Here is a 23,634-nt window from a genome sequence, read left to right as displayed (position 1 = left end):
GACAGAGCCAATGAACGGAGGGACGGGGGCGGAGGTCGCCGAGCGGGCGTTCCCGGGCCGCCGGCCGCCTACCGGCCGGCCGACTTCCGGATCGCGCGGGCGATCTTCTCCGCGTCGATCGCCATCTCCCGGAACATCCCGCTGATCGGGTTCGTGAACCCCGTGAAGTACAGCCCCGCCGCCTCGCGCGGAGCCCGCGCGCCCCGGGTCACCGGCCGCCCGCGCTCGTCGAGGACACCGAGGTGCCCCACGAGCGGCTCCAGGGCCCGCCGGTATCCGGTCGCCGCGATCACGGCGTCCGGGGTGATCGCGGAGCCGTCGGCGAGGAGGACCTTGTCGCCGTCGAAGGAGTCGACCGCGCCGACGATCTCCACCTTCCCCTTGCGTACGGCATCGATCAGGCCCACGTCCTGCACGGGGACGGCCCCTTCGCGCACCCGCGAGTAGAGCCCCGTGTCCGGCCGGGGCAGCCCCTGCTCCGACAGGTCCGGCACCGAGATGCGGCACATCAGCTCGCCCATCCTGTCGACCAGGCGTACGGGCAGCCGCCGCACCAGGATGCCGGTGCGCTGCGCCGGCCACCCGGCCGTGGAGCGCCGCACGATGTGCGGCACGGTGCGCACCGCGAGCCGTACCCGTGCGGCCCCGCCCGCGGCGAGGTCGGCTGCGATCTCGGCCCCGGTGTTCCCGGCGCCGACGACGAGGACGTCCTTGCCCTCGTACGGCCCCGGGTTCCGGTAGGCGTTCGCGTGGATCAGCTCGCCGCCGTACGTGTCCAGGCCAGCCCACTCGGGCAGCCGCGGGGTGTGGTTGTACCCGGTGGCGACGACGACGGCCCGGCCGGTCAGCTGCCGGCCACCGGTGGCGTGCAGCAGCCAGTCCTCACCGACGCGCTCGACGCGGGAGACCTCGACGCCGGTCACGATCTCCAGCTCGTGGAACTCGGCGTACTTCTCCAGGTACCGCACGACGTCCGCGCGCGCGACCCAGCGGCCGAAGGAGCGGGGGATCGGCAGTCCGGGAAGCGCCGAGAGACGGCGGGTGGTGTGCAGCCGCAGGCGGTCGTAGTGCGCCCGCCAGGAGGCGCCGACCGCCTCGGACTTCTCCAGGACGACGGCCCGTATGCCCTGCTCGCGCAGGGAGGCGGCGACGGCGAGTCCGCCGGGTCCGCCGCCGATGACGTAGACGGGGTGGTCGGGTCTGGAACGGGGGGTGTTGGTCACGAATGCTCAGCGTAACGAGATGCTCACTTGTTGGGTCTCGGTCAAGAGGGGAATCGGTTGCGAAACGGTCACGTGTGCGTGGGGTGTGGGGGGAGTACGCGGGGGCGTGCGGGGGTCTTGCGCAGACGCCACCGCATCCGCTGAACTGACGTACCGTCAGATCAGGACCGGGGAGGGGCAGGTATCGACCGATGCAGACCATCTGGCTCACCGGCGCGGAATGGCTTGCCGTCCTCCGTATAGGCCTCGGCCTTTGGTGGCTGGAGAGCTGGCGCCACAAGGACAGGAAGGGCTGGTTCGAGCGCGGCACGGGCATCGCGTGGGCCGCGGACGTCGCCGGCAAGCACCGGTGGCCGTTCGTGCGGAAAGGCTTCGACTCGGTCGTCGCGCCGCGCCCGAAGACGATGGCGTACGTCGTCGTCTACGCCGAACTGGCCCTGGGCCTCGGCCTGATCCTCGGCCTCCTCACGCCCGTGGCCCTGATCGGCGGCCTCCTCCTGAACCTCCTCTACCTCGTCCTGATGATCCACGACTGGGCCGAGCAGGGGCAGAACGCGATGATGGCGCTGATCTCGCTGGTCGCCCTCTTCGCGATGTCCTGGCAGACCTGGTCCCTCGACCACGCGATCGGACTGTTCCGATGACGGCCGCCGACCCGGACATCGACGCCTTCACCCGCCCGTACTGGGACGCGGCGGCCGAGGGCCGTCTGCTGCTCATGCGCTGCGAGGCCTGCGGCCGGGCGCACCACTACCCGCGCGAGTTCTGCCCCCACTGCTGGAGCGAGGACGTGCGCTGGGAAGAGGCGAGCGGCCGCGCCACGCTCTACACATGGTCGGTCGTCCACCGCAACGACCTCCCGCCGTTCGGGGACCGGGTGCCGTACGTGGCGGCGGTGGTGGACCTGGCGGAGGGCCCGCGGATGATGACGGAGGTCGTGGGGGTGGCGGAGGCGGACCTCCGGATCGGGATGGATCTGGAGGTCGCCTTCCGGCCGGAGGGGGATGTGACGGTCCCGGTCTTCGGTCAGTAGAGGGAGATCGGAGCGGCCGTACCGAGCCCGGAGTTGGCGATCGCCGAGCGGGGGCCGAAGGGCGCGCTCCAGCTGCCGGTGCCCTTGATGAGGTCCTCCGCTGCTCAAGAGCGGCGCGGAACGCGCGATCCATGATCAGACACATGAGCGGGAGCTGAGGTTGTGTCACCCGGCGGTTTGCTCACACGGGTGGGATGTTCCGCCAGAGCTGAGCGCGGTTGCCCGAGTCGCAGGCGTACGTGGTCAGGAACGGTGGCCCGACGATCATGCACTCCTCGTTGCTCACGTTCATGATCGTCCGGCCGTAGGGCGTCGTGGCGTGGATCTTCCACGCCTGCTTGCTGGAGCCGTTGCAGGCGCCGACGCCGACGCCGCCGGGGTTCCCGCCCGACTGGAGGCAGCGCCCGGTCGTCCTGTTGACCAGCCGGAAGGTGCCGTTCGCGCCCGCCGAGTAGGTCCATGCGTACGACATGCTGCCGCTGTTGTTGGGCACGGAACCGCACTCGTACGTGTTGGCGAAGATGCCGTACCCCGGCATGTACTCGCCGATGCACTCGCCATTGGAGGCGTTCTCCAGGGAGTACGTCCCCGAGGGCGCCGAGCCGCCGGACGACGGTCGGGGCTTGGGCTGCGTGGTCGTGGAGCCGGAACCGCCTCCGGTCGAGGAGGACCCGCCCCCGCTTCCGCTGGCGCTCCCGGGGAAGGTGCCGCCGGCGGCCGCGCCGCCGCCCGCCGCCGTACCCCCGCCGCCTGCCGCAGCCCCACCGCCTGTCGCCGCGCCGCCGCCCGTGGTGGGCCCTGGTCCCTGACCCGAGGGGGATCCCGAGGCGGAGGCGGAAGGTGGGGTGGACGGGGGAGTGGTCGCCGGTGCGGGCGCGCCGGGTGCGGGCTGCGAGGCGGTGGCGGCGGGCGGCGCCGCCGACGCGTCGGGGCCGCCGCCCTGTCGGCCGATCTCGTACGGCCCGAGGGCGACGGTCAGGGTGGTGCCGGTGGCCACCACGACGGGGACCGCGACCAGGACGAACCGGTTGCGCCGCTCCCGCCACCCGCGTGCCGCGGTGGGGCCGGTGACGGCGGCCGCGTCGGGGCCGGCGGTCGCGGGCTCCCTCGGGCCCCGCGGGGTGAGCGCCACCGTCCCGATGTCCTCGACCTGGTCGCCCTCCCCGGCGTCCCCGAACTCCGCGAGCTGCTCGGCCGTGGGCGCCCCGGCGGCGAAGGCCGCCCGCTCCTCGACCCGTTCGGCGACGGCCGACGGCCACCGGACGCCCTCCGCGTGGCCGTCGGTGAGGCCGACGAGTTCGGCCGCCGTCGGCCGGTCCGCCGGGTCCTTGGCGAGGCAGGACCGTACGACCTCCGCGAGCTCGGGCGCCGTCTCCGCGAGCTGTCCGAAGTCGGGCTCGCCGTGGACGACCCGGTAGAGAAGGCCGGGCCCGGAGCCGTCACCGAAGGGCGGACGGCCGATGGCGGCGTACAGCAGGAGGCTGCCGAGGCCGAAGACATCGGCCGCACCCGTCAGTTGAGGATCGGCGACGGCCTGCTCGGGAGCCATGTAGGCGGGCGTCCCGATGACCATGCCGGTCCGCGTCAGCCGGCTCTGGTCGGCGGCGCGTGCGACGCCGAAGTCGATGAGCGACAGGCCGTCGGGCGTCAGCATGACGTTGGACGGCTTGAGGTCGCGGTGCACCATGTCCGCGGCGTGCACGGCCTTCAGCCCGGCGGCCGCCTGATGCAGGAGCCGCCACAGGGCGTCGGGGGGAAGCGGGCCGCCGTGCAGCCTGATCGCCTCGTTGAGGGTGACCCCCGGTATGTACTCGGTCGCGAACCACGGCGGTTTCGCCGTGCGGTCACTGGCGAGCAGCTTCACACTGGCGCCGCCGGGCAGCCGGGCCAGATTGTCGAGCTCGTGCCCGAAGTGGTTCAGGAAGTCCGAGTCCTCGGCCAGCACGGGCAGCACCCGCTTGACCGCCGCGAACTTCCCGGGCACGGCCCCGAGATAGACCCGTCCCATGCCCCCGGATCCGAGGACGCCGAGTAGCCTGAACGCGCCGATCTGCCGGGGATCCCCCGACTCCAGTGGCGTGGCTCCGCTGCCGGTCAGATGTGAGTTGTTTGCCTGCTCCCCCTGCATGGTCAGCAGGATAGCGGAGCTATCCTGCGATCTGAACGACCCGTCAAGTCACAGTACAGAAGCGGAAGTCGACGCCTCGCAGGGCGAGTTCAGCCCGAGACGGCGAAGGCCAGGATCTCCGGAGCGGCCTCTGACAGGGTCGGGAAGTGACGGTGCGCACCCGACCCCGGAGGCGTCGCCGGCGCGTTGACCGTCCACACCGTCATCCCCGCGGCCACGCCCGAGAGAACGCCCGACGGCGCGTCCTCGATCACCAGACAGTCGGCGGGCGAAGCGCCCAGCTTCTCCGCCGCCAGGAGGTACGGCGCCGGGGACGGCTTGCCCTCGGTGACGGAGGCGGCGTCCACGACCAGCCCCGGCAGCGGGAGGCCCGTGCGCGCGAAACGGCCCCGCACCCGGTGCTCGTAATTGGAGGTCACGAGCGCCCAGGAGCCGGGAGGGAGGGCGCCGAGGAGCTCCGCGGCGCCCGCGAAGGCGCCGTACTCACCGCTCCGTACGTCCTCGTCCTCCAGCGAGTGCAGCAGCGCCAGACACGCCTCCGGGTCGAGACCCGGCGCGACGGCGGCGAACGTCTCGACGGGCCGCGTGCGGAGCGCGATCCCGTACACCTCCTCGCCGTCCAGCCCGTGCCGTGCCGCCCAGGCGTGCCAGACGCGGCGCTGGTTGGCGACGGCGTCCATCAGAGTGCCGTCCACGTCGAAGAGGATGAACTTCCCGGTCATGCGAGTGGAGCTTAGTGACCGCGGGTCGGAGCGCTCGTTTGCCGGGGCATGAAGAGCACCTTTGCTTTCGCCGTGGCCACGGCCACCGTCGCGGGCCTCGGCCTCGCGGGCGCGGAGGATGCCGCGCCGACCCCGCCCACCAGGATCTTCCTGACGATCACGTCGGGTGCGACCGGCGACGTGAAGGAGGTCTATCTCGGGTGTGGCCCCACCGGGGGCAACCATCCCCAGGGAGAGGTCGCGTGCGGCGCCCTGAACGACGCGCGCGGGAACTTCGAGAAGCTGAAGGGCGACGCCGACGTGGTCTGCCCGATGGTCTACGAACCGGTGGTGGCGGAGGCGCAAGGCACCTTCGACAACGTCCCGGTGGGCTGGAAGAAGGAGTTCGGGAACATCTGCGAGCTGAATGCCAGGACGGGCACGGTCTTCGCGTTCTGACGCGCCACGTCCTGGCCGGAAACGTCGTCGTACCGCTGACGTGATATCGACCTGCGGCCTCGACCGGCGATCCGTAAGATCATCCGACGTGAACACCGGATCGGCGCTTCGACGCCACACACGGATCGGCTACCCGGTGGTGGACTGATCGCACGGCGGGTGCGCTCGACGCACCCCAGCCCTCGCGGTTCGGCACGCGGACCTCCCAGTGCTCCTGCACTTCGCGTCCATCTTTCGTGTCGAACACCATCGAGGTCAGCCGTATGTCAGTCACGTTCAACCACACCATCATCGCCGCCAAGGACGGCAAGGAATCGGCGCTGTTCTTCAGGGAGCTGCTGGAGCTTCCCGAAGCGCCGTCCTGGGGGCCGTTCACCAACGTCCAGCTCACCGACGGCGTGCTGCTCCAGTTCGCGACGCCGCCGCCGCACATCGAGATCCAGATGCAGCACTACGCCCTCCTGATCGACGACGAGCTGTTCGACCGGGCGTACCGGCGACTGTGCGACCGCGGCGTCGAGCACTGGGCCGATCCGCAGATGCAGCGCTCGGGCGAGATCAACAACGAACACGGCGGCCGGGGCGTGTACTTCAAGGACCCGGCCGGCCACGCGATCGAGCTGATCACCCGCCCGTACCTGTAGGCCGAAGGCCCCGGGCACCCGGGCGTGACGTGGTGACCACGTCACACCCGGGGCCGAGGGCACTCGGATCAGACGACGGAGGTCGGCCTGCTGTTGGGCATCGTGGTGGCCTGGCGCTGCCCGAAGGGGGCGCTCCAGCTTCCGGTGCCCTTGTACAGGTACGTGTTGGTGTCGCCGGCGTTGGTCGCGAACAGGTCGGGTCGGCCGTCACGGTCGGCGTCGCCGACGCCGACGATGTGGCCGTACCCGCCCCACCCGGCACCGACCCTGATGCGCGGCGCGAAGGTGCCGTCACCCTTGCCGAGGTACAGCCAGAGAACGCCAGAGCTGTCACGGGCGACCAGGTCTCCGGCAGCCGCTCCGGCGATGTTGCCGGTGGCGGTGATCAGGTTGTATCCCTGCCAGCCCGTACCGATCTTCACGCGCGTCGTGTACGGCGTCCGCCAGCTGCCCGTTCCCTTGTAGAGCCACATGGCCCCGGCGGCGTCGGTGGCCACGAGGTCGGGCCTGCCGTCACCGTTGAGGTCGCTGCCCGCGGCGATCTTGTTGTACCCGCCCCAGCCCGTGCCGATCTTGTACCGGCCGGCGAAGGTACCGTCGCCGTTGCCGAGGAAGTGCCACAGGACACCGGCCGTGTCACGGGCGACGATGTCCCCGTGGGCGGCTCCGGCGATGTTCCCGGCGGCCTCGATCTGGTTGTAACCGCCCCAGCCGCTGCCGACGAGCTTCTCCTCCCCCGACGACAGCCAGGGGTTGTAGTGGTCGAAGTGCGAGTCGGCGCGCCACAGCCGGCCCGACCCGTCGCGCAGGAGCACGTCCGGGGAGCCGTTGTCGTTGTAGTCGTGCGGGGCGGGCTTGCGGACGACCTTGAACGTCCCGGTGGAGATCAGGGTCGGGCCGATGCCGCTCATGGGCTCGGCGCTGAGCTCCCACGTGTAGTCGCCGTTGAAGGCGCTCTGGTAGGGGGTGCTGGTGCCGGGGTCGATGTCGCCCACCCAGTCGACACGCATGACCCCACCCTCCAGCTGGAGGTCGTGGAACGACTTCGTCTTCTCTGTCCGCACGTGGCGCAGGGTCACCTTGGCGTACACGTTGTACCGGGTCACCTGCCATTCGAGCGATATCCGGCCGCGATTCCGGTCGAGGTCGATCACGGCGGGGACCTCGGAGCGCAGCAGGCCGATCTTGGTGGGCTCTCCACTGCTCGCGACGAACGTGGCGGTAGGAGCCCCGTCGGCTCCCGGGGCGATCCGATAGAGCCCTTCGCCCTGCTCGATCGTGCCGCCGCGGACTATCTGGGCGCCGTCGGGTGCGACGGCGGCCGAGAGGGTGTGATCGAGGAGCTTGCGGGCGGGGGCGGACGCGTCCTTCAGGCTGCGGGCGGTCAGGGCGTCCAGAGCATTCGGCTCGAAGGCCTCGAGGCCGACGCGCGTGCCGTACGTGACCCAGTCGCCGACCAGACCGACTTCGACGTCCTTCTGCCACCAGGTGCGGCCGACGTTCAGGCGCTGGGACTGCCGGGTCGCGCGGTCGACGGCCACCACGGTCACGTTCTGCGCCTCGCCGTCGTGCTCGACCCAGGCCAGGTGCGTCGCCGAGACGGCGAGGTCGCCCTTCGCGGCGGCGGCCGGAAGTGCGTACGTCTCGGTCACCGCGTTGGTGGCGAAGTCGAGCAGGGCCACGTACTTCGTGGCCGCCGCATCCGTGCCGACGGAGTAGGTCAGCAGGGCGTGATCGGCCGTGCCCGGCTTCACCACGATGCCCGTGGCGTCCCCCGGCAGACCGGTCGTCATCCTGCCCGTGCCACTGGTCGTGGTGTGCATGTGAAGGAGCCTGTCCCCGTTCACATTGACCACGGTGGTGAACAGGGCCGTGCCCGCGGCGCCCGCGTACGTCGTCTCACTGTCGAGAGACACCGACCGCAACCGCTTCCCGGTCGCCATGTCCGTCAGGCTGGCGCCGGCGGCCCAGTGGTCGGCGACGATGTCCCCCGAGCCCGTGCTCTCGTCCGTCCAGTCCATCGGCTTCACGGGGGAACCGTCCGCCGGGACCCAGTGCCGCGAGGCGAGGGATCCCGGGGGCCTGGTGACCGTCAGGTAGCCCGTGGCGCCCGCGCCGACGATGGTGCTGTCCTTGGGGTACGGCGCGACGTTCGTGGTCGCCGCTTCCGTCACGCCCTCGGCGGCCGGGGCGGCGATCGCCGGGGCGGTCAGTGCGGTCGAGCCGACGGTGACGGCGAGCACCGTGACGACGGCGACAGCGAGTCGCCGACGGGCGGGACGTGCGTGGAGCAAAGTGTCTTCTCCTCAGGAGTACCAGGCGCACCATGGGTTGCGGCGGGTCAGACTCCTGTTCGGGAGAAAGGGTTGTACGGAGGCGGCAGGCGGCCCCCCGGAGCCGCAACCCCGGCCGCACCCGTCACGACCTCTACCGCCGCTCCACCACGCCCCGTACGTAAGCCGCCTGGCCCGCGTGCTGGTTGTCCTCCGCGATCACGCTCACCAGGCGGACGCCGAGGGTGACCGGCGGGTCCCAGGCGTCGTCCACGACACGGTCGAGGTCGGCGTTGGTCAAGGAGCCGAGGTGCTCCAGGGTCCGGGCGTGGACGGCGTCGTAGTAGCCGAGCAGCAGGTCCGCGGGGGCCCGGACCTTGGCGACCTGGGGGCTGGAGTGGCCGTACCCCGTGGCCCCTGCGCCGAACGGGAGACCGAAGCGGGTCTTCCAGCCGTCGGACGTCCACACCTGCTCGCTGTCGAACGCGCCCGCGACATGGTCGTCCTGGATCCGCGTGAGGTGCCAGACCAGCCAGGCGATCGAGTTCGCGTCCTCGTCGATCCGTAGCGCCAGCTCGTCCTCCGACAGGCCCTCGACGGCTCCGTGCACGGCCTCCTGGACGCGGCCGAACGCGTCCAGCAGCAGATCGGCGCTTTTCATGTCACTCACTCCTCGCTCGACGGTGCGGTGTGCTCCACCCAGTGGGCCATCGAGGAGGTGCCGCGGCGGGGCCGCGCGGCCGGTGACGGGGCCGGGAGGCGGCCGAGTTCACCCTTTCTCGTGAGGAGGCTCCGGTATTCGGTTCAGGGTGCGGAGCATCTGTACGGCTGCCGGTACGAGCGGGAATGGCGCGAACGCGTGTGCCGATCGTCGCCGGTTGGAGTGACGGTAAGGGGATCGGGTACGCGCGTGCGGCAGTCGTGCATATGGTCGCTGAGAGTGTTCGGATGCCGCGGCGTTTTGGCTGGGAGCGTGAGGGGGGGATGGCGCGGGTGAACGCTGCTGCGGAGGCCGGGCTGGCCCGGTACGCCTACCGGCTTCGCGTGTCGTCCATCGCCCGCACCTCCCTGGCGGCGGAGTGGGGCCGGTGCCGGTGGGTTTGGAACGAATGCGTCGCCAAGTCCAGGGCGGTGCACTTGCGCAACAAGGCCACCGGTCAGAAGATCACGTGCGGCCCGGCCCAACTCGACAGGATGCTTACCGAGGCCCGTGCATGTACGCCGTGGCTGCGTGAGGGCTCGTCGGTGTGTCAGCAGCAGATCATTCGCGACTTCGGCCGCTCCCGCGCCAAGGCACACAAGGACATTCGGGAGCGATTGCCCATGGCGCGCCGGGCCGGGATGCCGAAGCACAAGAAGAAGCGGGAGGCTCTGCCGAGTCTCAACTACACCAAGCGCGGTTTCCGTCTGAAGAACGGCAGACTGCACCTGGCGGGCGACATCGTCCTTACTGTGGTGTGGTCGCGCGAGCTGCCGGCGGAGCCGTCCTCGGTGCGCGTGTACCAGGACAGCCTTGGGCACTGGTATGCCTCGTTCGTCGTCGCCGCCGAGGTCCAGCCTCTGCCGTGGACCGGCCGTGTCCTCGGTGTCGACTGGGGTGTGAAGGAGACCGCGACCACCACGTCCGACGCGCATGACTTGCCACACGCCGAGCATGGCAAGAAGGCGAAAGGGAAGCTGAGCCGGTACGACCGAATGATGGCCCGCCGCAGGCCGGAGAGGGGGCGGCCTGGATCGAAGGGCTACCGCGGGGCGAAGAAATTGCGGGCGAAGGCGCACAAGAAGGTCGCGAGGCAGCGTGAGGACACCAGCCGTAAGTGGGCCAAGAAGGTCGTCCGCGACCACGATGTCCTTGCGGTGGAGGACTTCCGTCCGAGGTTTCTCGCCAGGACCACGATGGCCCGCAAGGCGGCTGACGCCGCCATCGGCGCCACCAAAGCCGCTCTGATCGAGATGGGCCGCAAGCACGGGCGGGACATCCGCCTTGTCCGTCCTGCGTACACCACGATGGACTGCGCGCAGTGCCATGCGAGAGCCAAGCATGCACTGCCGCTGGGTGAGCGCACCTACACCTGCACCGTATGCGGAGCCGTGTCTCCCAGGGACAAGAACTCCGCACGCGTGATGCTTGTCCGGGCTGGTCTCGACCCGGCTGGTGCTGATGGCGGAAGACCTCCTGGAGCGCTGCTCCAGGAGGCGGCCTGAGCCAGGAATCCCCTCCCTCAAGGAGGGGAGGATTCAACTACTCGGTCGTCAGGATCCGCAGGGCCCGGACGAACGCCTCCCGGTCCGCCGCCGGAAGCCGGGACAGCACGCCTTCCTCGCCCTTCTGGATCTCGGACTGCACGGTGTCCCGCAGCTCGCGGCCCTCGCGCGTGAGTGAGAGCAGTCGCGCCCGACGGTCCTGGGGGTCGGGGCGGCGGCGGATCAGACCGCGCGTCTCCAGGTCGTCGAGGACGGCGATGATCCGGGTCTTGTCCGCCCGGATCGCCTCCGCCAGGGCGGCCTGGGTGCGGATGGGGGTCTCGTCGAGGTGCAGCAGGACCGCGTACGCCCACATGGTCACGCCGTGGGCGTCCAGGACCGGCTGCTCCGCCGCCATCAGGGTGCGGCCCAGCGGCACGACCATTGCGGCGAGATCGGGGCGGGGCTCTTCCATGGCACGAAAATACCCGTTGACAATTCATAAGCCCGAGCAGATCGTAAGCACATGCATATCTCTTCGGATGGTGCGGACCCCACGGAGCGGTTCGAGCGGTTACGGCTCCTCCACGCGCGCGTGGTCCGCGACAGCGTCGCCCTGGTGCATCGGGTGACCCCCGGCGACCTCGACCGGCCGACGCCCTGCGCCGGATGGACGGTTGCCGATCTGCTCGCCCATATGACGGCCCAGCACCGCGGGTTCGCGGCCGCCGCCCTCGGCGACGGCGCGGATCTCGCCCACTGGTCCGTCCGCCCCGTGACCGACACCGTCGAAGCCGTCGCGCGGTACGCCGAGGCCGCCGAGCGCGTCGTCGCCGCCTTCGCGGCCCTGGACGCCCCGGACCGGCCCTTCCTCCTGCCCGAGTTCACGGTCGACCGGACGTTCCCCGCCGGCCGCGCCGTCGGCTTCCACTTCATCGACTACGTCGTCCACGGCTGGGACATCGCCCGCGGCCTGGACCTCCCGTACGACCCCGAACCCGACGTCCTCGACGCCGCGCTCCCGATCGCCCTCTCCGTCCCGGACGGCGACACCCGACTCGCCCCGGACAGCCCCTTCCGCCCGGGCATCCCCCTGCCCCCGGGCGCGGCCACACTGGACCGGATCCTCGCGACCCTCGGCCGCACACCGGACGGGCCGATCGGCGGCACCGCGTGCTGAGATCCGCGTGGACACCCGGCCGGTACGGCGGACCGGCCGACGGGGGCCACGTGCTGGTCAGCGTCACCGACTTCACCCTCGACCGCCTTACGGACCTCCCCGGCGTCCATCGCGCCGCCCGCCGGCTCGCGGCGCGTTGGACGGAGCTCGACGGGGCGTACGGGATGTGGCTCTGGGCGCTTCCCCTGGCCCGCCGCTGCGGCGCCGTCGCCGTCTGGCACGACGAAGCGGCCCTGCGGGCCTTCGTCGCCTGGGCCCCGCACGTCGAGATCATGCGCGCGTACCGGGGGCGGGGCGCGCTGACGTCGACCGGGTGGGAGGCGGAGGAGTTCGACCCGGGGGAGACGTGGGCCCGCGCCCGCGCACTTCTCCGGCCGACGGCCGGAAGGACCACCCTCTGACCGCACCGACGGCGCCGACCGCGCCCCGAGGTGGGCCGACGGCGCCTTCGACCGGGGGCGACGCGACTCGGGCGGTCGAGTCGGCCGACTCGACCGAGCTACGTGTCCGCCCGCTCCGCCCGCCACCGGGCCAGCGTCTCCTCGACGTCGAACGGCTTCAGATTCAGCGGCGGCCCGGCCGGTGGGCGGGCCAGGGCCGCGGCGATCTTGGTGTTGATCTCGCCGAGGATCCGGCGCACCTGCGACTCCGAAACGGCCCGGCCGATCGCCTCCACCGCGTCCTCGGCCTCCTTGCGCAGGGCCAGGGAGGGCGGGAGGACGGACGCGCCCTCGCGATGCATCTTCCCCTTGATCCACCACAGCTCGTCGTAGGGGGCGGTGTCGTCGTCGAGCGGCTTCCCGAAGCCGGCCAGCTTCGAGAACTCGCCGCGCTCCGCGGCCTCGCGGATCTGCTTGTCCACGAACGACTCGAAGCTGACGCCAGGCGGTTTGCGTTCGGTCATACGTCCAGACTACGAAGACGGCCCCGGCGACGGCAGGGCCCCCGCTCCGGTACGGAACGGGGGCCCTGCAGCTCGGCGGCTCGGTCAGAAGATGGCGGCGATGGACGAGGTCCAGCCCGCTTCGCCGACGACGGTCGGCGAGCCGTGGGCGGCGGGCCGCCCCGGGTAGAACCGCAGCACGCCGGTCCCCGAGGCCCCGCCGGGCTGGGTCGCCCAGAAGTCCGGGCTCTCCTCGCCCGCAGTGGGCACGAACTGCTTGTACGTGCCGTGGTCGACGACCGTGCCCTGGGCGTTGCCCGCCGAGGCGAGCGACGGGATGTTCGCCGGCTGCCAGCTCGCGGTGCCGTACACCGACCGCGTACCTGTGCGGTAGAGCGACGTGCCCGTGGTGTCCGTCGTCCGTGCTCCCGGGTACAGGAACAGCTTCCCGTAGTCCGCGTGAGTGGACGGCACCGAGTGGAGCCGTCCCAGCAGATCCGTCACGCCGTCCCCGGTGATGTCACCCGGAGCGATCCAGTCGTACGCGTCCCAGCCGCTGTAGCCGAACTGCTTGCCCGGGCGCAGCTTGTACGAGCCGGGCTCGGCGTCGAGAGGCCCTGCGACAGTGCCGCTGTAGAGCCACATGCCCACGCCCTCGCGGACCATCAGGTCATTGCCGGGCATGCCGTCCGCGTCGCCTACGGCCAGGATCTCGCCCGTGCCCGACCAGCTGCCGGGGACGACCCAGCGCTGGGCGGCGGAGCGGTTGCAGTCGTAGATTTGCAGCGCGTTGCCGTCGGTGGCGCTCCCGCCCGGCAGGTCCAGGCAGAGCCCCGATGCGGCGTTGACCAGGGAGCCGTCGCCGCGGTCCCGCCACTGCTGGCGGGAGTCGCCGTCGCACGTCCAGAGCTCGGCGGCCGCCCGGTTGTCGACGCCGTCCGCGGCCACGCACTTGCCGAGGACCTTCAGAGCTCCGCCGGTCAGGTGGAAGTCCTGGGCGGCGGTGTCGTTGCAGCCGTAGATCTGGATCGGTGTGCCGTTCGCGGTGGCGCCGGACCTCACGTCGAGGCACTTGCCTCCGGAGCCGGTGAGTCGGCCGGTCTGCTTTCCGGTGGGGTGGAGCAGCTCCACACGCTTGGCAGTGAGGAGATTTCCGGTGCCGTCGCCCGGGTACAGGTAGAGCTTGTTCCCGATCTTGACGAAGTAGTCCTCGTAGCCGTCCTTGGTCTGGCCGACGGTGGCTGCGGTGAAGTCGCCGCGGTGGGTGATCACCACGCCGTTCCAGCCGCCCCGGTCGAGGACGCTGCTGCTGCGGATGTCGCCGGTGCCGTTACCGTCGCCCGCGTACAGCCGCAGGTCACCGGCGGAGTCGGTGGCGACGAGGTCGATGTGACCGTCGCCGTCGAGGTCGCCGGGCAGGTCGCCGGCTGCTCGGCCGTCGGCGTCGCGGACGAACTCGGGGCGGGCGGTGACGATCAGGGTGGTGTCGGTCTCGGAGCCGTCGGCGCCGCTGTACAGGGAGGTGTTCCCCGCCTTGTCGTACGCCTGCACGTGCAGCCGGTTGTTGGGCCAGAGGCTCGGCGTCACACTGACGGTCGCCCTGCCGTTCGCGTCGGCGGCGACGAACGTGCCGTTCGCGCACTTGGTGCTGGAGACGGACAGCGGGTCGTTCAGGTTGTAGCAGAAGCCGTCGAGACCGACGGTGTCACTGGACTCGAAGGTGATCGAGCGGGTCTTCCGGGCGGGCACCTCCGCCACGTCCAGGGCGAACCCGTCCGCCGCGGTGACGGTGGGCTTGGTCGGCGCGGTCTTGTCGACCTTGAAGCGGCACGGAGCCGTCCACGCGGAGGTGTCGATGCCGTCGCGGGCCTGCACGATCCACTGGTACGCCTTGCCGTCCGTCAGCGCGGACGACTGCACCCGCACCTGCGACGTACCGCCGGAAGTGACGGCGTTGGCGGGCTGGGACAGGTTGGCCCCGGCGTACTCGCCGATGGAGAACGCGCCGGTGACCTGGCCGCCCTGAGGGTCGGAGACCTTGGCGGTCAGCGTCACGCCGGCGTTGCCCACCAGCGGCCAGCTCGCCGCGTCGGTGGAGGTGTTGCACAGCACGTGCTGGTTGCCCGTGGCCGAAGGGCTCCAGGAGCCCTGGTAGGCGGCCGAGGAGTCGACCTTCGGCGGGCTGTTGAAGTCGACCTCCAGATACGGGTCGTTCTGGAACTTCTTCCAGCTGCTGACGGCCCCCTCGTGCGAGTCGGCCGAACGAAGACCGAGCGTCAGGGTGTCGGCGCCGCTGTCGGCGATCGACTGCACGACGGCCTTGAGCTTGGGATCCGCGAAGTCCTCGCCTTCGGGCCCGCACTGCGTGGGGCTCCAACCGTGGGCAAAGGTCTTGGTCTGGAGGGTCTTGTGCCAGACCGGGGGCTTGTTCCAGCTGGTGGCGGTGGTGATGGGGCCGGTGTGACCAAGCTCCACCGGAGTGGCCGTGCAGGACCACGAGTAGCTGTTGAACACCTGGAAGGTGGCCTTGAGGATGGTGGCCCCGTCCAGGCCCTTGGTGTTCATCTGGAAGAAGGAGCGGGCCGTGCCGTCGGTCGCGTTCTCGTGGCCGACCCGGGCCAGCTTGTCGCTGAACGTTCCGCCGTTCCAGAACGGGGTGTTGGCGATGTTGGCGTTGCCGGCCTGCTTGTAGGCCATCGCCCAGTTGTTGCGCTGGCCACCGGAGAAGATCGGGTCGATGACCACCGGGTAGACGGTCTTCGGGTCGTCGAGCACCGCGGCGTCGGGGGTGATCCGCAGCCGGTCGCCGTCGACCGCGGTGTCCATCTCGACGAGCTTGGCAGGCGGGACCGTCTCGGCCACCTCGACCGTGCTGCCCTTGCGGAGCTTCTCCGCCTCGGGAGCGGCCAGGTGGGCAGAGTCCCACATCGCCGGGGCCGGGGCGCCGAACAGCTTGACGCCCTTGGCGTCGGTGGCCGCCAGGTTTCCGGCGCCGTCCTCCTTGAGCGTGGTGCCCTGGGTCTTCAGGCCCAGCGAGAGCTCGGCCAGGCGGGGGTGCTGGGCGGCCTCGCGGGTCTTGACCACCAAGTGCTGGGCGAAGCCGTCGACATCGGCGCGGATCCGCAGGTCCACACCCGGCAGCACCTCCGGGTAGACGGCCGTGTCGCCGCCCAGTCGGGGGGCGGGCAGGGGGTCGGGCCAGGAGATCGACAGTGTCCGTCCGCCCTTGTCCATGACGGCCAGCGGGTCGGTCCCGCCTCCGGAGAACGAGAGCCCGAAGGTGGCCGCGACCGGGCTGATCCGGCCGGTCGGGTCCTGCCGGAGGGTGGCGTCGGCCTTGCGCCACTGGCCGCCGGTCCTCGCGAAGGCCGGGCGGATGTACTGGCGCCAGGTGAAACTGCCGTCCGGGTTGGCCAGGACCTGGGTGGTCTCGTCACGCTTGCCGAGGATCTCCACCTGCTTGCCGCTCTTGGCGGCCTCCCGCTGTGCGCGGGCCTCCTCGGTGTCCTGCTCGGGCTGCCCGGACGACCCGGACGATCCGGATTCCGTGCCGAAGGCCTCCTGTGCGCCCGACTGCCGGGCGTCCACGGCGAAGGCCGGTGTCGTGGATATGGGTGTCAGGACGCCGGTGCCGATCGCCGCCACCGCTATGGCGGTGGGCAGCCGGTGCCGAAGCCATCTGGATCGATGACCCCTCAAGTTTTCCGCCCCCTCAATTGTGGATGGTGCGTAGTGCGAGCGAGAGAGTAGTCCCGGAATGCTGAATTCCGGAATGCTGGTCGGTATTTTCCCGCTGTCCGCGGCGGCCATGAGCGGCAAGTGCCGTCAGAGTAAAGGAAGTTCACGGCAGGCTCACAGGGGGGGCGATCCCGCAGGTCGGGTGGGCGTGGACGTCCTGGGGGCTCGCACCCAGATCAGGAATTCACCATTCCGCATTTGCCTGGGGACTGGGTGGGGGTGGGGAATCGAGGGTGTTAAATTCCCCTCCGGCGCCCCGGAGTTGGGGTGCCCTTTTCATCCGCAATCAGAGAGTTCCATGCGAACTCCTACACAGGGGTGGGGCTTTGATATTCAACGCTCGATCAAAAAGCGGGGGGAGAGCCCGCAGACCGATGTTCGGCCGGGCGCCGGGCGGCCCGGCGACCCGGGCCGGCTCCGTGGCGCTCGTCACGGCCGGTGCGCTCTTTCTGACATTGTTGCAAGGATCGGCCCAGGCCGATCCGCGCCTCGACTTCAAGGTCCGCCCGGTACAGAAGACGGACCCAGTCCCGGGCAAGGACCTCGGCGTCGAGACCAGGGCCTCCTCGGAGACGGACCGCAAGCCGTGGCGCGCCCCCGAGATCGTCTGGCCGAAGGCCGGGCAGACCGAGGTCGACGTCACCACCGTCCCGTCCGGTACGAGTGACGCGCGCGCCCTCACGAAGGCGCCCGGGGCACCGGTCGAGCTCGCCGCGTCCGACGCTCGAACGGGAGAGCGCAAGACCGTCTCCGGGGACGCCCCGGACCGGCTGCGGCTGCGCATGGCGGACCGTGCAACGGCCCAGAAGGCCGGTATCGACGGCGTGCTGATGGGGGTGGCGCGCGCCGACGGCGAGGCGGCAACGGGCCGCGCCACTGTCCAGCTCGACTACACCTCCTTCCGCGGGGCCTACGGCGCCGACTGGGCCTCCCGGCTTCGGCTGGTGCAGCTGCCCGCCTGCGCCCTGACCACTCCGGAGAAGGCCGCCTGCCAGGTGGCAGAGCCGCTGCCGACGCGCAACGACACGCGGACCGGAACGCTCACCGCGGAGGTGGATGTCGCCCCCGACACCGCCCCCGGCAAGGCAACGGCCGCTACGGCCGAATCCACCCCCTCCGGGGGCAATGCCGCCGCCGCGACGGTGGCGGCCGCCCCAGCCTCGACCATGACCGTGCTGGCCGCGACCGCCGGTGGCGGCGGTGCGGGCGGCGACTTCAAGGCGACCTCCCTGTCCCCGTCCGGGTCCTGGGCCGCGGGCGGCAACCAGGGCGGCTTCAACTGGTCGTACCCGCTCCAGGTCCCGCCCGTCCCCGGCGACCTGACCCCCAAGCTCGGGCTCGGCTACTCGTCCTCTTCCATCGACGGACGCACCGCCGCCAGCAACAACCAGTCGTCCACGGTCGGCGACGGCTGGTCCATGGAACTGGGCTTCATCGAGCGCCAGTACATGGCCTGCAAGGACGACAACGCGACCGGCTCCAACGCCGGTACCAAGTCCGGTGACCTGTGCTGGAAGAGCGACAACGCCGTCCTGTCCCTGAACGGCTCGTCGAGCCCGCTCGTCAAGACCGGCCAGGGCGACGTCTGGCGCCCTGCCGACGACGACGGCTCCCGCGTCGAGCGGATCAAGGGCACCGCGACCGACACCGCCAACGGCGACGAGGACAACGAGTACTGGAAGGTGACGACCACCGACGGCACCCAGTACTTCTTCGGCAAGAACAGGCTGCCCGGCTGGGCTGCCGGCAAGACGGAGACCAAGTCGACGTACACGGCCCCCGTCTTCGGCAACCACGCCGATGAGCCGGGCCACGCAACCGCCTTCAAGGACTCGGCCGACACCCAGGCGTGGCGCTGGAACCTGGACTACGTGGTCGACCCGCATGGCAACGCGATGGCGCTCTTCTACGACCGGGAGGCCAACGCCTACGCCAAGAACTCCGGTGGCGTCACCTCCACCAAGCCCAAGGCCGACGCCACCTACGTGCGAGGCGGCACCCTGGCCCGCATCGAGTACGGCCACCGCGCCGGCCAGGTCTACACGGCCTCACCCGCCGGCAAGGTCGTCTACGGCTACGGCAACCGCTGCCTCGCCGCCACCGCCGCGGACTGCGCCTTCGACAAGGCGCACGCCGCGAACTGGCCCGACACCCCGGTCGACCAGCTGTGCGTCCTCGGCCAGGACTGCCTGAGCGGATCCCCGACCTTCTTCTCCCAGTACCGCCTGACCTCGGTGACCACCCAGGTCCTCAAGGCAGGCGTCTACACGGACATCGACGTCTGGACGTTCACGCACCAGTTCCCGGGTGTCGGCGACTCCGGTGGTCCCTCGCTGTGGCTGGCCTCCATCGTGCGCACCGGTAAGGCCGGCCGCACTGCCATGGCCATGCCGTCGGTCACGTTCGGCGGCACGCTCATGGCCAACCGTGTCGACGGTGCCGAGGGCCGTCCGCCGCTGAACAAGTACCGGATCACCCGGATCAGCAACGAGACCGGCGCAGACACCCTCGTCACCTACTCGCCGACCGAGTGCACCTACGGCGCGGCGCCGGACCCCGTCACCAACTCCAAGCGCTGCTACCCGGTCTGGTGGACTCCGGAGAACGACAACGAGCCCACCAAGGACTGGTTCCACACTTATGTCGTCACCAAGATCGTCGAGGACGACAAGGTCGCCGGCGCCGAGTCCTCGGTGACCGAGTACGACTACCTCGGCGGGGTGGCCTGGGCCAAGGACACCAGCGAGTTCACGCTGGAGAAGCACCGCACGTACAGCGACTTCCGCGGGTACGGCCGGGTGCGCACCTGGACCGGCACCGAGAACAGGACGCTGGAAGAGACGACGTACTACCGAGGCATCGACGGCGCGGAGATCGTCGACGTGTTCGACAAGGTCCACACCGACGCCGAGCCGCTCAGCGGCACCGAGGTCCAGTCCGTCACCTACGACAAGGACGGCGGCGCGCCCGCCGAGGTCGCGATCGGCGAGCCGTGGACCAAGGAGACCGCGAGCATGACGCGGCCGGGCACCACGGCGCTGAAGGCGTACCAGGTCGACACCCGCGCTCAGTCGTCGAGCAAGCTCCTGTCCACCGGCGCATGGCGCACCACGCGCGTCACCAACACCTTCGACGCGTACGGCCAGTCGCTCACCTCGTCCGACGAGGGCGACATCGCCGTCATGGGCGACGAGTCGTGCACCCGCACCACGCACACGACGCCCGACCTGACGAACTGGCTGATCTCCTACGTGGCGTCGGTCCAGAAGACGTCGGCCGTATGCTCCGTGCCCGCCGCGCCGGCCAATGTCGTCGGCGAGCAGCGCACCTGGTACGACACCAGCGCCTTCGGAGCCGCGCCGGTCGCCGGCAAGGGCAATCCGACCCGGATAGATGAGCTGGACCGGTACGACGCCACAGGCGCTCCGGTCTTCGTGACCACCTCCAGGGTCTCGTACGACGCTGCGGGCCGCCGCCTGGAGGCGAGCGACGCCAGCGGGTTCAAGACGATCACGGCCTACACGCCCACGAGCGGCGCCCAGCCGACAGTGGTGACGACGACCGACGCCAAGGGGTTTGTGACCAAGGCGGAACTGGACGGTCTTCGCGGGCTCACGCTCAAGGCCACCGACGCCAACGGCCGGGTCACGGTGCAGGACTACAACGGCCTCGGTCAGCTGATCGCGGCGTGGAAGCCGGGCCGCCCCGTCACCTCCTCGGCCGACGTCACCTTCACGTACGGCGTCACCAAGACCGGCCCGACGACGGTCACCTCCAAGACGCTCCTGGAGAGCGGCGCGTACCGCACCGCCATCACGCTCTACGACGGCATGCTGCGGCAGCGGCAGAGCCAGACCCAGGCGTTCGGCGGCACCGGCCGTCTCGTGTCGGACAACTTCTACGACACCCACGGCCGGGTCGTCCGCTCCAACGGCGAGTACTACAACGACAAGCCGGTGGCCACGACTGTGCAAACGGTGGCCGACAACCTCGTCCCGTCCCAGACGGTGACGGAGTACGACGGAATGGGTCGCGCCACGGCCTCCGTCACCCTCTCCAAGAACGTCGAGAAGTGGCGCACCACCACGTCCCACGGCGGCAACTGGACCGCCACCGTGCCGCCCGCCGGTGGCACAGCCACGCTCACCGTGACCAACGCGCACGACAAGCCGGTCGAGGTGCGCGAGTACAAGGGCGGCAACCCGGTCTACACCGCGAGCCCGACGGCGTACGAGGCACTGAAGTTCGGCTACGACACCTCCGACCGGCTCACCCGGCTGGTGGACGCGGCGGGCAACACGTGGACGATGGAGTACGACCTGCGCGGCCGCAAGGTGAAGTCGAAGGACCCTGACAAGGGAACGACGAAGACCACCTACACGGCGGACGACAAGGTCGACACCGTCACCGACGGCCGCGAGCAGACCGTCGCGTACACCTATGACGAGCTGAACCGGCCGACCGCGCTGTACAAGGACGGGGTCGGTGGCACCAAGCTCGCCTCCTGGACGTACGACGCGTTGGCCGGCGGCAAGGGCATGCTGTCCTCGTCGACCCGGTATGACAACGGCCACGCGTACACCACTGCGGTGAAGGGATACGACACGGCGGGCCGGGCGCTCGGATCCGTGATCACCGTCCCCGCTGCGGAGGGAAAGCTGCAGGGCACCTACGAGTTCAGCACCACCTACTCGGCGAACACCGGACTGGCCACCACGACCACGTTCCCGGCCGCGGGCGGTCTGCCCGCCGAGACCGTGCGGCAGAGCTACACCGAGTACGGCCTGGCCACCTCACTGAGCAGCGGATCCACCGTCTACTCGCTCGGCAATGAGTACTCGCCCTCCGGCGAGCTCCTGCAGACCATCCTCGGCGACATCGGCGGACGCACCGTCCAGACCTTCACCTTCGAGGACGCCACCCGCCGACTGTCCACGGTGATCAACGACCGGGAGGCCGACGGCCCGCAGACCATCGACAACAAGCTGTACACCTACGACCCGGCCGGCAACATCACCCGCATCCGCAACGAGCGGGACGACAAGGCCGTCACCGACACGCAGTGCTTCACGTACGACTTCGCCGCCCGGCTCTCGCACGCCTGGACCGGCACCGACGACTGCGCGCTGAAGCCATCAACCGGTGTACGGCCGCACGTCGGCGGCCTCGACCCGTACTGGTACTCGTACGCCTACGACGCCGTCGGCAACCGCTCGTCCGAGATCCGGCACGATCCTTTCGGCGATACTGCCAAGGACGTCACGCGTTCGTACGCCTACCCGGCGCCGGGCGAGACGCGGCCGCACGCCTTCGACGAGGTCGGCATAGGCGGCCCAGGTGCCCGGACCGACAGCTTCGAGTACGACGACTCGGGCAACACCACCCGCCGCGTGACCGCCGCCGGTGACCAGAGCATCACGTGGGACGCCGAGGGTCGGATGGCCTCCTCGACGACGGCGGGCAAGAAGTCCACCTTCCTGTACGACGCGGACGGCAGCCGGCTGCTGCGCCGCGACCCGGGCGCGGTGACCCTGTACCTGGGGTCCATGGAGCTCAAGCTCGACACGCTCAGCTCCACGGTGTCCGCGCTGCGCTACTACACGGCGGGCAAGGCGACCGTGATCCGCTCCTCCAGTGGCTCGGTGTCATATCAGCTGGGTGACCACCAGGGAACGAACGACGTCGAGGTGAACTCCTCGACGCTGGGCTATGAGCGCCGGGACCTCGGCCCGTTCGGCACGCCGCGCGGCACGCAGCCGGAGGCCGGGAAGTGGACCGGTGACCGGGGCTTCGTAGGCGGTACGAACGACGCCTCCACGGGGCTGACCCATATCGGCGCGCGCGAATACGACTCCGCGAACGGCCGGTTCATCTCCGTCGACCCGGTGCTGAGCACGGACGACCCGCAGCAGATCAACGGCTACGCCTACGCGGGCAACTCGCCGGTGACGGACAGCGACCCGTCCGGTGAGTGGGCCTTCGGCTCGATCATCAAGAAGCTCAAGAAGATCGTCCAGTACGTGCGGAAGGTCGTCGCCTATGTGCGCAAGCGGGCGGCCTCCTGGAGCTACTACGCGGCCAAGCGGGCCATGTGGTCGAAGGGGCCGAAGGGCACCAAGTTCGGGAAGTTCAACGTGGGCAAGGGCGAGGACAGGGGCATCATCATGATGCGGTTCTTCATCCACACCAAGGAGGCGATGAACATCCCAGGGCTGGGTTACCAGCTGCTCGGCGACAACCGGGAGCATTCGCTGGATCCTGACCAGGCGTACCGCATGGTTCTCTTCTGGGACACCGCCTCGGGCGAGGTGACCTTCAAGGTCGCCCCGTCGCACACCCTGCCCGGCAAGCGGACGATCTCGTCCTACGCGACAGGCGGCGCGCCCATGACGATCGAGACGCCGTCACGGATGATCCCGGCGAACGAGCTCCTGCTCAACGACTACCCGTCCGAGACCATCCTCGGCAACAACGTCGTGAACCACAACTTCGGCCCCATGCAGTCGAACTCCGACAAGCTGGATCTCGGAATCCACGGGGTTCAGAGCCTCTTCCCGCTGTTCGCCGTGGATGTCAGGGTCACCATCGCGGCCAACAGGTCCACGGTCGAGGTGACCAAGAAGGGGGACCAGTACCCGGACATGGAAGTGGTTCAATACCGCCGGACGCAGGCCCCGCGCGCGATCGTGCGGGACGTCATGAACGACCCCAGCGGGCTGGACTCCATCCCCGGGAACAACGACAAGGGGATGCGCAGATGGCACTCGGACTACTGCGTTCCCGGCAACTGAACGGGCGGAGGCCGTAACGATGGGTGAATGGCTGGTGCACTGTGTGCTCCGATATATACCGGTGCTTTTCGCCGGGCACGTGCTCACCTCGGCGTTCGCTCCCCGGAAGGAGGGTGAGTTCTTCTGGGACTCCTTCGGCCGGCAGGTGGGCCTCAGTATCGGCCTGACTCTGGCGTTGGGAGCGGCCTCGCTGTTCCTGCTGCTGATGCTCGGGCTCTGCAAGAGGTACGGGACGACGGGCGGCTTCCGCACCTGGGCCCTGTTCCTGCTGATCCTGCCCGTGCTGCCGCTGATCTTCGGCGGTAGCGGCAGCCTCTTCGGGATCTGGTTCCTCGCGCAGGTGGTCTTCGCGATCTGGATCATGCCGAAGCCGCAGCTGATCGCCCCGTAGGAGAGC

Annotated in this window: 17 protein-coding genes; 9 read left to right on the top strand and 8 right to left on the bottom strand. The window is 70.1% G+C overall.

The annotated features are described in order from the left end of the window. Positions 1–68: 68 nt before the first annotated feature. Positions 69–1,223: a flavin-containing monooxygenase gene (locus tag ACFC0D_RS07385; RefSeq protein ID WP_376432033.1), complete on the bottom strand. Its 1,155-nt coding sequence runs from the start codon at positions 1,221–1,223 to the stop codon at positions 69–71. A 191-nt stretch (positions 1,224–1,414) separates the two neighbouring features. Here ACFC0D_RS07385 and ACFC0D_RS07380 point away from each other — a divergent pair, with 191 nt between their 5' ends. After that, a complete protein-coding gene (locus ACFC0D_RS07380) occupies positions 1,415–1,867 on the top strand; it encodes a DoxX family membrane protein (protein ID WP_376432031.1) in 453 nt (150 codons plus the stop codon). After that, positions 1,864–2,256: a Zn-ribbon domain-containing OB-fold protein gene (locus tag ACFC0D_RS07375; protein ID WP_376432029.1), complete on the top strand. Its 393-nt coding sequence runs from the start codon at positions 1,864–1,866 to the stop codon at positions 2,254–2,256. The genes ACFC0D_RS07380 and ACFC0D_RS07375 overlap by 4 nt, the downstream gene beginning before the upstream one ends. A gap of 181 nt (positions 2,257–2,437) precedes the next feature. Here the strand turns inward: ACFC0D_RS07375 and ACFC0D_RS07370 are convergent, their stop codons facing one another. Together ACFC0D_RS07370 and ACFC0D_RS07365 are read right to left on the bottom strand one after the other, a co-directional pair. After that, entirely contained in the window at positions 2,438–4,384 is a 1,947-nt protein-coding gene (locus ACFC0D_RS07370; RefSeq protein ID WP_376432027.1) for a protein kinase, read from the bottom strand. 89 nt (positions 4,385–4,473) lie between these two features. Further along, positions 4,474–5,106 (bottom strand): HAD family hydrolase, encoded by a 633-nt coding sequence (locus tag ACFC0D_RS07365; RefSeq protein WP_376432025.1) that lies wholly within the window; start codon positions 5,104–5,106, stop codon positions 4,474–4,476. A gap of 72 nt (positions 5,107–5,178) precedes the next feature. Between ACFC0D_RS07365 and ACFC0D_RS07360 the strand changes: the two genes are divergently transcribed. Both ACFC0D_RS07360 and ACFC0D_RS07355 read left to right on the top strand, forming a co-directional pair. Continuing rightward, positions 5,179–5,544 (top strand): SSI family serine proteinase inhibitor, encoded by a 366-nt coding sequence (locus ACFC0D_RS07360; RefSeq protein ID WP_376432023.1) that lies wholly within the window; start codon positions 5,179–5,181, stop codon positions 5,542–5,544. Positions 5,545–5,807: 263 nt separating this feature from the next. Beyond that, positions 5,808–6,188 (top strand): VOC family protein, encoded by a 381-nt coding sequence (locus tag ACFC0D_RS07355; RefSeq protein ID WP_376432021.1) that lies wholly within the window; start codon positions 5,808–5,810, stop codon positions 6,186–6,188. A gap of 68 nt (positions 6,189–6,256) precedes the next feature. Here the strand turns inward: ACFC0D_RS07355 and ACFC0D_RS07350 are convergent, their stop codons facing one another. Together ACFC0D_RS07350 and ACFC0D_RS07345 are read right to left on the bottom strand one after the other, a co-directional pair. Then, entirely contained in the window at positions 6,257–8,482 is a 2,226-nt protein-coding gene (locus ACFC0D_RS07350) for an FG-GAP repeat domain-containing protein (RefSeq protein WP_376432019.1), read from the bottom strand. A gap of 133 nt (positions 8,483–8,615) precedes the next feature. After that, positions 8,616–9,122: a DinB family protein gene (locus ACFC0D_RS07345; RefSeq protein WP_376432017.1), complete on the bottom strand. Its 507-nt coding sequence runs from the start codon at positions 9,120–9,122 to the stop codon at positions 8,616–8,618. A gap of 323 nt (positions 9,123–9,445) precedes the next feature. On the opposite strand from ACFC0D_RS07345, the gene ACFC0D_RS07340 reads away from it, so the two are divergent. Continuing rightward, positions 9,446–10,666: an RNA-guided endonuclease InsQ/TnpB family protein gene (locus ACFC0D_RS07340; protein WP_376432015.1), complete on the top strand. Its 1,221-nt coding sequence runs from the start codon at positions 9,446–9,448 to the stop codon at positions 10,664–10,666. Between the two features lie 37 nt (positions 10,667–10,703). Here the strand turns inward: ACFC0D_RS07340 and ACFC0D_RS07335 are convergent, their stop codons facing one another. Next, on the bottom strand, positions 10,704–11,120 hold the full coding sequence (locus tag ACFC0D_RS07335) for a MarR family winged helix-turn-helix transcriptional regulator (protein ID WP_376432013.1): 417 nt from the start codon (positions 11,118–11,120) through the stop codon (positions 10,704–10,706). 51 nt (positions 11,121–11,171) lie between these two features. Between ACFC0D_RS07335 and ACFC0D_RS07330 the strand changes: the two genes are divergently transcribed. Both ACFC0D_RS07330 and ACFC0D_RS07325 read left to right on the top strand, forming a co-directional pair. Beyond that, on the top strand, positions 11,172–11,825 hold the full coding sequence (locus tag ACFC0D_RS07330) for a TIGR03086 family metal-binding protein (RefSeq protein WP_376432011.1): 654 nt from the start codon (positions 11,172–11,174) through the stop codon (positions 11,823–11,825). A gap of 50 nt (positions 11,826–11,875) precedes the next feature. After that, positions 11,876–12,226 carry a hypothetical protein gene (locus ACFC0D_RS07325; RefSeq protein ID WP_376432009.1) on the top strand — a complete coding sequence of 117 codons (351 nt, stop codon included), beginning with the start codon at positions 11,876–11,878 and terminating at the stop codon, positions 12,224–12,226. A gap of 98 nt (positions 12,227–12,324) precedes the next feature. On the opposite strand, the gene ACFC0D_RS07320 is transcribed toward ACFC0D_RS07325, so the two are convergent. Together ACFC0D_RS07320 and ACFC0D_RS07315 are read right to left on the bottom strand one after the other, a co-directional pair. Continuing rightward, positions 12,325–12,729, bottom strand: coding sequence for a DUF1992 domain-containing protein (locus tag ACFC0D_RS07320; RefSeq protein ID WP_376432007.1), 405 nt, complete (start codon positions 12,727–12,729; stop codon positions 12,325–12,327). An 84-nt stretch (positions 12,730–12,813) separates the two neighbouring features. After that, a complete protein-coding gene (locus tag ACFC0D_RS07315; RefSeq protein WP_376432005.1) occupies positions 12,814–16,353 on the bottom strand; it encodes a ricin-type beta-trefoil lectin domain protein in 3,540 nt (1,179 codons plus the stop codon). Positions 16,354–16,820: 467 nt separating this feature from the next. On the opposite strand from ACFC0D_RS07315, the gene ACFC0D_RS07310 reads away from it, so the two are divergent. Together ACFC0D_RS07310 and ACFC0D_RS07305 are read left to right on the top strand one after the other, a co-directional pair. Beyond that, positions 16,821–23,237 carry an RHS repeat domain-containing protein gene (locus tag ACFC0D_RS07310; protein WP_376432003.1) on the top strand — a complete coding sequence of 2,139 codons (6,417 nt, stop codon included), beginning with the start codon at positions 16,821–16,823 and terminating at the stop codon, positions 23,235–23,237. A gap of 19 nt (positions 23,238–23,256) precedes the next feature. Beyond that, the gene (locus ACFC0D_RS07305; protein ID WP_376432001.1) at positions 23,257–23,628 is read left to right on the top strand and encodes a hypothetical protein; all 372 of its coding nucleotides are present in this window, start codon (positions 23,257–23,259) and stop codon (positions 23,626–23,628) included. Positions 23,629–23,634 lie beyond the last annotated feature (6 nt).

Source organism: Streptomyces sp. NPDC056222, assembly GCF_042264065.1.
Taxonomy (GTDB): domain Bacteria; phylum Actinomycetota; class Actinomycetes; order Streptomycetales; family Streptomycetaceae; genus Streptomyces.
This window is presented reverse-complemented; position numbering and strand designations above follow the sequence as displayed.